Below are 7,950 nucleotides of genomic sequence, written 5' to 3' on the forward strand. Positions count from 1 at the left end.
TTACAATCCATAAATCAGCTTCCTAATAATGCAACTTCCTCAAGCATCCTGGAAAACACCCAAGTGATTTACAGCCTAAATAATGAAAAAGGTTATGAAGAACTGGCCAGGCGCTTGAGCCTCTCCAGTCACGATCTCAACCAGTTGAAATCGATCAGGAATAATTTGACCGGCAAGCGCAAGTACACCGAGATCTTCATCAAGATCGGTAAACAAAGTAACATTTTCCGCCTTGAAGTACCACCCGAAGTTTATGCTGCCTATCTCACCGACGGAACCGAAAACGAGGCCATAATGGCCATTTATAAAAAGACCAAAAATATGGAAAAGGCTATCAAGGAATTTATCAAACAGCCCTAAGCGCACATCACAATTTAAAACACTTTGATTTGAAAAATAAACACAAAACTTTAGTATTTACAATAGCCCTTGCTTTATGCTTGCCTGCAGGCGCTGCCTGCCAGGGGATGCCGGTGTATGATAATACGAACTTTGTCAGCCTGGTTAAATCCCTGGTTGAATCGGCCAAGCAAACCGCTAATCTTGTCAAGACCGTCAACTTTTTAAAGGCACAGAAAGAGCGTATTGAGAAGGTCAATAGCGTAGTGCAGGATTTAAAGGCCGTTCGTGAGATAGGTCGTAACAACCAACGCCTTATTGCGGTGATGCAGGATGACCTTCGGGATATTTTGAATTCCCCTTACATCAAACCAGAAGAAGTAAGTAGGGTCACCGAATCTTTCAGTGCCGTCGTAGAAAACTCCCTGGAGACCGCAAGCTTTATCGATGAAATCTTATCAAGTGATCATTTAAAAATGAGTGATGCCGAGCGGGCCGAAGTTTTAAAACAAAAAGAACTCGAGTCTAAAGAAATGGTCACAGATGTGCGGCTGAAGACCAAGCGTTACCGCGAGATCATTTCTTTTCGGGAAATGCAGGATAAGATCAATAACCGGGAAACGGGCTTTTAATGATGGAAGGAATGATCATATTGGCCGTAGGTGTCGAATATATCGACAGCGTTTTCCAAACCATCCAGGAGAGCGAATTTTCTCAGTATACAATCGTAGGTATGAAAACTCTGGCGGTGCTCTTCTTTTTGGTTAATATCCTTAAAAAGTATAATGAAGGGGTAGCCGATAGGCAGGGCTATACCTGGGGGCTTTCCCCCGGTGATTTGGCGAAAAACTTTGCGGTAGTTCTGCTGGTTATTTTTTCAACGCAGATCCTGGGATTCTTTGACAATATTCTTGTGGCCATTGAAAACCAATATCGCGATACTGCCCCTGCCCTATTGCCACTCCAAATGCAAGAGATTCCTATAGAAGAAGATGTCTCCCCTATGGGAGCAATGCGTAAAGCTATGGCTTTACTCTATGAGGCCTTAGTCACACCACTATATGGCTTTAAAACCTTTGCATTTTTAATTAGCCTGTTTCTATGGATTCTGGATTTATTCATTTATCCCTTGTTCCTGGCGGAACGTTATTTCCTCTTGGGTATTATGCAGGCTTTTTTTCCGCTGGTACTAAGCCTGGCGGTATTTGAAAAGTTTCGCTCGATGGCCTATGGTTTTTTCAGGCTGTATGCCGCAGTATATATGCTGGTGCCTGCATTCTTCCTGGTTAATGTATTTATCAATGCCCTTTATACGGAAATCAACACCAATTTTTGGGAAAACCTATTCGGGACGGATTACGGGAGTGGTTTTTTTGCACCGGTTGTAGAAATGGGTTCGATAGTTTTTATCGTGTTTTTAAAATTCAAACTCTACCGGCGGGCCATTTCATTTACCCTGAGACTGTTCACCACTTGAGGCATAAAAGCCATTTAACCTGGATCTCTTAATAAGCTTCGTTATAACCAATTTAGTCATAAAAATTAGTTCAAAATGAAAACACCATATAAAGATATCTATTCGATATTAAAGCTCAACCGCTTTATCGTGCTGGCTGTAGTGCTCTGCTCGATGCTTTGCAGTGTCTTTGCCATTTGGATGGCCATCTCCACACGGAATAATGCGCTAAATAGCGCTTTTGCAATCAATACCGATGGCAGTATAATTCCATTAAAACTGGTTACTCAAAAAGAAAACTTCCAGGTGGAGGCCCTTGCCCACCTGGAGCTGTTTCACACCTACTTCTATAATATTGATGCCAATAGCTTTAAGAAAAACCTGGAAAAAGCATTATGGCTTGGCAATAGTTCGGTAGACAACCTATACAGGCAGAAAAAGGCCGAAGGGGTTTACAACCGCTTATTGCAGTACTCGCTGGTTCAAAAGGTATTAACGATCGATTCACAGCTTGAAGAAAAGGAAGGTTCCTATGGTTTTAAAACCACTGTTATTTTTGAAATCAACCGCGGCAGCATTGTCGATACCTACCAACTGGTTAGCACGGGAAAACTGCTCATCGTAGATCGTCACTTCCCTCATAATCCACACGGACTTCTCATCACGGATTATTTCGAAAACAGTTTAAGAAAAGTACCCTCACAAAATTAAAATTTAAGCGGATGAAAATTGAAAAGAACAAAATCGTATTCATTAGCGTCCTGGTGGTCATTGTGATTTTTCTTGTCACCTATACCATAATGATCACCGGGGAGGATGAAGAGCAACAGGAAAACCTCAGGCAAACGGAAATCCCAGCCCTTGAAGAAGAAAGCCAGCAAACCTATGATTCTAAACTGGAGGCTATTGATAACCTCAAAGAAGTTCGGGATAAGAATGCACCAAGTATTTATGATGAAACGTTTTTGGACTCTTTAGGCTATTACGACACCGAGCTTTTGGAAAAAGAAAAAGAGCGCAAGATCGATAGTATTTATGAATTGGGAAAAGCCCGGCAAGCACAAATTGCAAACCTTACACAAACCCGGCTAACCAGCCCTCCGGAGAATAGCAGCCCGAGCCTAATAAAAACAGTACCAAAAGTAGATACTGCGGAAATTGAAGAAAAGCGAGAAATCGAAGCCAAAGAAATGGGTTTGGAACATCAATTATTCTTTGCATCTGCTCCCAAAGAAGCTAAGGATCGTATAACAAGTACTACCGATAAGGAAATTAAAGTGGTGATCGATGGCACCCAGGTAGTCAAAGCCAATTCCAGGCTTCGAATGCGGCTTGCCCAGCCTGCCAGTATTGGTGACAAATTTATCCCCAAAAACACCCCGGTTTTCGGCTTTGTGAGTTTTCAGCCTAATCGTGTCCTGATTGAGATTGAAAATATCAATAAGCATCAAACTAGCCTAAAAGCCTTTGACCTTGAAGATGGTAGCGAAGGTATCTACATCGAGAATAATTTCCGGGCGGAAGTAACTACGGAAGTCCTGGATGATGTAATCGGTGATATTAATATCCCAAGTGTACCCCAGGTCACCGGGATAAGCAAAGTATTTCGCCGAAATAACCGCAACGTAAAAGTGACCATTCTAAATAATTACAAATTAATTCTCAAAGCCAGCAGACCTGAATCAAACTGGGGAATGGCTAACCAATAAAACAATCATTATGAAAAAGTATATTTTAACCAAGGCTGCTCTACTGGTTTTTATTTTCACCAGTGCACAAACCCAGGAAAAACTGGACACTATCTACGCCAACGATCATAAAAATGTTGCGCTATTTTTTCCCGAAGCGATTAGCCAGGGGCTTACTGGAGCAGCGCATTTTGTTTTTACCTATAACCGGGATAAGCAGCAGCACTTTGGGCTCCTGCAGGCCAAACCCGGCAAGGAAAGTAACTTATTGGTTATCGGAGCCGATGGAGCTGTCTTCTCCTATATTTTGAAGTATAAAGAACAACTTTCCAGGCTGAACTATTTTATCCCTGAAGCGGAAAGTATTGGAAAGGAAAAGCCAGTTGTCAAGGATTCAGTTAGGGACAAAAAACCGCAAAAGAACTTAAACAAGAAGGAAGATCATTACCGCAGATTCTGCAGCTACCTGCTGAGTAAAAAGCAACGCATAGGCCGCATAAAAAAACGCAAGACGGGTATTATTTTAAGTGTTGAGAATATTGTTTTTAATAAGAAGCAGCTCTATTTTGTGATCGAAATTGAGAATAGATCCAGCCTGGATTATGATCTTAACTTTTTAAAATTGGCCATTGAAATGCGCAAAAAGGGAAAGAAGAAATCCCTGCAGCGTTTATACCAGGATCCGGTTTTTAAATACAATGTGCCGGCCAAGATTGGAAAAAATCAAACTGTAAGAATGGTTTATGTACTGCCAAAATTTTCCTTGTCTAAAGAAAGGAGGGCGATATTAGAGCTTAATGAAAAAGACGGAGAACGGAATTTGAAATTAAAGATTTCCCATCGGTTTATTAATGATCCTAATTGATAATATTGAAAAATTCCGACTTTAAAATTTTAAATTTTTGTGGCTTTTGCACCCCTGACAGTCAGCCTATAACCCTGTTTACTACTTTGTGGTTTCTCGGGAATGGTCATTTCAATCCTTCGGCAAGGGCAAGTTGCAAATAAATTTTTCTAAATTTTTCTCTATCGGAAAGTCCTTAATGGTATTGAAACTCACTTCTGCTATCTTCACCATTAATTACATTTAAGAGATCCTGAACATGCGGGGTGACTTGCGGGGTCTCTTGCAGGGTAATTTGGTTACCGGATTAGCACATAGGTTGTTAATTTAAATATTAACTAGTTGTTGGCTTGTTTGAACGGAGGTAGTTTTAAATTTCCCATTTCACTTCCTTTAGCCTTACGGAAATCCTCATCATGGATTTTAATACCTTCCCCTCTTCAGGAAGATCTCCGGTTAGCAGCTCCCTAAATGAACCAGAATAGGTTTTGCTCAAGGATTTCCAAACCATCTCTGTTTGACTAAAGAACAGGGACTGGGACGGATGTTTCAGTAACCACTCCTTATCCTTGGGAATGGCCTTATCATCATCTTTACCTACTTGCAGCAGCATTTTTTCAAAATCATCAGATTGCAAAAACGAAGAGATTTTATCTTGTTGCAGCAGTTGATGCAAATCATAAGTATGGCGAACCTTATCTTTTAAATCTTCCAGAGGGTCTTCGGTATAGGAAAACCGGACCAGGCTTATTATTTTTTCACAAAAGGTACGTTCTATACTTAATACCGTAACCTTAAAAGGTTCAAGGTGGTACGCATTGATAAGATCTACATTATTAGTCGTGGCAATAAAGGCCGTAATCATAGAATGGACACTGACTATTTCTGAAGGATGGGATTTCCCAAAACTTGAAGCTTCCACTACAATATGATCCCGGATCTGGCCGAAGGCACCCTCCACGCCTACTTTATCATAACCATAAACCACTTTTCTAATTTTGCCTCGTTTGTTTTCTAAAGGATGGTCGGGAATAACAGTCATAACCGGTTCCAGTGCAGCAGTGACTTTTTTGAGTTTTCGTTTTAGGGAATTATCGGTTTCCCCCTCCTCTTTTATAACGACCAAATCGATATCTTCGGAAAAGCGCTCAATAATCCTGAAGCATTTAGAAAGGGATGTTCCACCTTTAAAAACGGCAAGCTCCCTGGTTGATTTATTGGTAAAAATCTCTTTAAGTGCTAAAGTAACCCAATAGTCCTTTTCTACATAGATTTCAGAAATCCCAAAGTGTTGGGCAGTAGCAACAATAGCTCCCTGAAATGCAGTTTTATAATTATGTAAATTCATCAGGAGATCTTCCAGTTTGAAATGGTGGACAATATATTTTCGGATATTCCGAATTCATAACTACTTAAATAATTAATAGTGTTTTTAAGCGGTTCCCCCACCTCGTTAAATGAGAGTGCTTCAAGAAGAGCTCCTAAAAATGCCCTCACCTTGGGAGGATAGGATTTAGCAAGATCAACTAGTTGCATTCTCTCCGTGTTAGAAAGCCCTTTGATTTTTTTCTTTAAAAAATCAACCCCTTTCTTTATATCCAGATCCGGAATTTTCTTAAAATCTTTCATTACGTCAAGTAATTGCAAGAAAGGAATATTTCCTTTGGAAACAGGTGCATAACTTTTAGCAGGCTTTACAACAAGGTTTCCAATCTTGGTTTTTATCATCTTATCCCAACTGGCGACTCTTAGCGTTGTAGGGATTTGAGTAGTAAGGCCAAGTTCATTATATAACCGAGTGCCTGTTATGTATGCAATTGGCTCACCATTTTCAAAAAGATAACTTTTAAGTAATTCTTCCTCACTTGGTTTTATTTCCCCAAAAATAGTTTGTTTGGGCTTATAATACATCCCTTTTTTATATCTTTTAATCACACCCCTGGCAGCCATCCTACTTAAAGCTTTTGCAGCAGCAGAGAATTCATTCTGGGAAATGGATAGGCTATCATAGGTAAATACCTTCCCGGTATTTATACGATCTACTTGAAACTTTATGGATGTCGCAATATTCATAGTATGGCAAAGATAGTGAATTGATCTATAAATTGTCAAGTTTTTTACAGTATTTACTTGACATCTACCAAAAATGAAATGATAATTAATAACTATTTTCAGCTTACTCAAATATCGATTTGGCTTCCTTATACACCCTTTCAAAATTAGCTTTCAAATCAGCTTTAGAATAAGGTTTTTGATCATTAGCTGCAGGTAGATCGCGGTAAATCTTCTGCAATTTAAACTGTACTTTTTTATCCTTCCCGTCTGCATAGGTTATAAACTCTCCTTGTTTTAACCGAAAGAAAACATCGGCTCGGATTTTTGGGATTTCCTTCTCCCCGGTGGTTACCCTCGTATCAAAATCAAGGCTGTACCCACGGTTTACACTGGTCGTGGGCTTTTTCACAATTTCAAAAAAGCGCTCGTAGTATTTAGCGGTGTCGGGGTCATTTACCTTTCCAAAGAACTGGTAAGACAAGTTACTTAAAATAGCCTTACTGGCTTTATCCCCATACATCATATCGTTTTGGATCTTATCCTGCATTACATAAATAGTAGCGATATCATAACTCCTTAGAGTGGCAGGAATGCGGTGCATATTCAGCAAACGAAGTGTTGGCGCCTCTTCCATCAGCAGGAAAGAAGCTTTAGAGTTACGCTCACTCATTTGTTTAGTGATGGTATGGATAATAGTGGCTATGACCGGGGAGTAGGAAGCTTCGTATTTGGGATTATTGACCACGGAAATAACCGAAGGGTTTTGCTCACTATTAATATGAAGCGGAACTTCATCTTTAGAAAGGACCATAAAGATCTGTTGGGTACTGATCCTTTTAAGGGCATTGGCCAGGGTACTTTTTACCCCGGCCGTTTGCCGCTCAGAATCCTTCCCACTGATAAAGGCATCGGCCATAGCTCGAGAGGTGGTATTGGTTTCCAAAAACTGGATCAGGCTATCGGTATCCAGGTATTGGTAGATAGCGATAAGGTGCGGGAGGGTACAAAACTTCGGATAATCGGTTTTTAATTTCCAGATCAGTCCTCCGATTAGTCCTTCCGCGGCATCATTAAAAAATTTTGTAGTCCCCGAGGTACCTGACTCTCGTTGTTCCAATAGGTTTTCCACCAGTACCCGGGAGACTTCATTGACGCTTTCCTCATTTTCCAGGTATCGTGGAGCGATGGGATTCACCCGATGGAGGATTTTATCAAAGGAAATAATCTTAAAGGGAATTTCCCGGTCTTTAAAAAGCGGGTAGGCCATTTCGGTAAGCTCAAAATCTTTATAGTCGTGGATCACTCCACAAAAATTTTCCTGTTGAAAATGCTTTAAAAAACCATATACTACGCTTTCGGTCTTCCCGCTTCCGGCAGAGCCAATAACGGAAGCACCCCGTTTAATATTTTCAAGTTTAAATTTTCCTTTGGTGGTTGCAAAACCGACCTGGTATTTTTTATCGATCTTTTTATTATCCTGACCTTTATGCAAAAAGACATACATCAGGGTATTGATCAGGAGCAACGGACAACCCAGGAATAACAAAGCCGGAATCCACTGGTTATCC

At 40.4% G+C, this 7,950-nt stretch carries 9 protein-coding genes and 1 pseudogene; 6 read left to right on the forward strand and 4 right to left on the reverse strand.

Features of this window, described 5'->3' with window-relative positions:
- The 6 genes and pseudogenes from B4F31_RS18015 to B4F31_RS18040 all read left to right on the forward strand — a co-directional run.
- Positions 1-360: pseudogene (locus B4F31_RS18015) on the forward strand (TraG family conjugative transposon ATPase); the annotation flags it as partial.
- Between the two features lie 29 nt (positions 361-389).
- Positions 390-971 carry a conjugal transfer protein gene (locus B4F31_RS18020; RefSeq protein ID WP_208225755.1) on the forward strand — a complete coding sequence of 194 codons (582 nt, stop codon included), beginning with the start codon at positions 390-392 and terminating at the stop codon, positions 969-971.
- 2 nt (positions 972-973) lie between these two features.
- Positions 974-1,816 carry a hypothetical protein gene (locus B4F31_RS18025; protein ID WP_208225860.1) on the forward strand — a complete coding sequence of 281 codons (843 nt, stop codon included), beginning with the start codon at positions 974-976 and terminating at the stop codon, positions 1,814-1,816.
- Between the two features lie 75 nt (positions 1,817-1,891).
- Positions 1,892-2,506 (forward strand): conjugal transfer protein TraK, encoded by a 615-nt coding sequence (locus tag B4F31_RS18030; RefSeq protein WP_208225756.1) that lies wholly within the window; start codon positions 1,892-1,894, stop codon positions 2,504-2,506.
- 11 nt (positions 2,507-2,517) lie between these two features.
- Positions 2,518-3,504, forward strand: coding sequence for a conjugative transposon protein TraM (traM, locus tag B4F31_RS18035; RefSeq protein ID WP_208225757.1), 987 nt, complete (start codon positions 2,518-2,520; stop codon positions 3,502-3,504).
- Between the two features lie 10 nt (positions 3,505-3,514).
- Positions 3,515-4,348 carry a DUF4138 domain-containing protein gene (locus B4F31_RS18040; RefSeq protein WP_208225758.1) on the forward strand — a complete coding sequence of 278 codons (834 nt, stop codon included), beginning with the start codon at positions 3,515-3,517 and terminating at the stop codon, positions 4,346-4,348.
- Between the two features lie 29 nt (positions 4,349-4,377).
- Here the strand turns inward: B4F31_RS18040 and B4F31_RS18120 are convergent, their stop codons facing one another.
- The 4 genes from B4F31_RS18120 to B4F31_RS18055 all read right to left on the reverse strand — a co-directional run bounded on the left by B4F31_RS18120 (position 4,378) and on the right by B4F31_RS18055 (position 7,937).
- Positions 4,378-4,458 carry a hypothetical protein gene (locus B4F31_RS18120; protein ID WP_349254648.1) on the reverse strand — a complete coding sequence of 27 codons (81 nt, stop codon included), beginning with the start codon at positions 4,456-4,458 and terminating at the stop codon, positions 4,378-4,380.
- A 239-nt stretch (positions 4,459-4,697) separates the two neighbouring features.
- On the reverse strand, positions 4,698-5,675 hold the full coding sequence (locus B4F31_RS18045) for a nucleotidyl transferase AbiEii/AbiGii toxin family protein (protein WP_208225759.1): 978 nt from the start codon (positions 5,673-5,675) through the stop codon (positions 4,698-4,700).
- Positions 5,675-6,400 carry a DUF6088 family protein gene (locus B4F31_RS18050; RefSeq protein ID WP_208225760.1) on the reverse strand — a complete coding sequence of 242 codons (726 nt, stop codon included), beginning with the start codon at positions 6,398-6,400 and terminating at the stop codon, positions 5,675-5,677. Before B4F31_RS18050 ends, B4F31_RS18045 begins: the two co-directional genes overlap by 1 nt.
- Positions 6,401-6,503: 103 nt before the next feature.
- Complete coding sequence (locus B4F31_RS18055; RefSeq protein WP_286761876.1) at positions 6,504-7,937, reverse strand: type IV secretory system conjugative DNA transfer family protein; 1,434 nt, start codon at positions 7,935-7,937, stop codon at positions 6,504-6,506.
- Positions 7,938-7,950 lie beyond the last annotated feature (13 nt).

The organism is Salegentibacter sp. UBA1130, from assembly GCF_002311535.1.
Classification (GTDB): Bacteria; Bacteroidota; Bacteroidia; order Flavobacteriales; family Flavobacteriaceae; genus Salegentibacter; species Salegentibacter agarivorans.

What these genes read in the sequence shown, in the direction of transcription:
- B4F31_RS18025 (WP_208225860.1), top strand. Translation starts at nt 974, where the DNA reads ATGGAAGGAATGATCATATTGGCCGTAGGTGTCGAATATATCGACAGC.
- B4F31_RS18030 (WP_208225756.1), top strand. Translation starts at nt 1,892, where the DNA reads ATGAAAACACCATATAAAGATATCTATTCGATATTAAAGCTCAACCGC.
- traM (WP_208225757.1), top strand. Translation starts at nt 2,518, where the DNA reads ATGAAAATTGAAAAGAACAAAATCGTATTCATTAGCGTCCTGGTGGTC.
- B4F31_RS18040 (WP_208225758.1), top strand. Translation starts at nt 3,515, where the DNA reads ATGAAAAAGTATATTTTAACCAAGGCTGCTCTACTGGTTTTTATTTTC.
- B4F31_RS18120 (WP_349254648.1), bottom strand. Translation starts at nt 4,458, where the DNA reads ATGACCATTCCCGAGAAACCACAAAGTAGTAAACAGGGTTATAGGCTG.
- B4F31_RS18045 (WP_208225759.1), bottom strand. Translation starts at nt 5,675, where the DNA reads ATGAATTTACATAATTATAAAACTGCATTTCAGGGAGCTATTGTTGCT.
- B4F31_RS18050 (WP_208225760.1), bottom strand. Translation starts at nt 6,400, where the DNA reads ATGAATATTGCGACATCCATAAAGTTTCAAGTAGATCGTATAAATACC.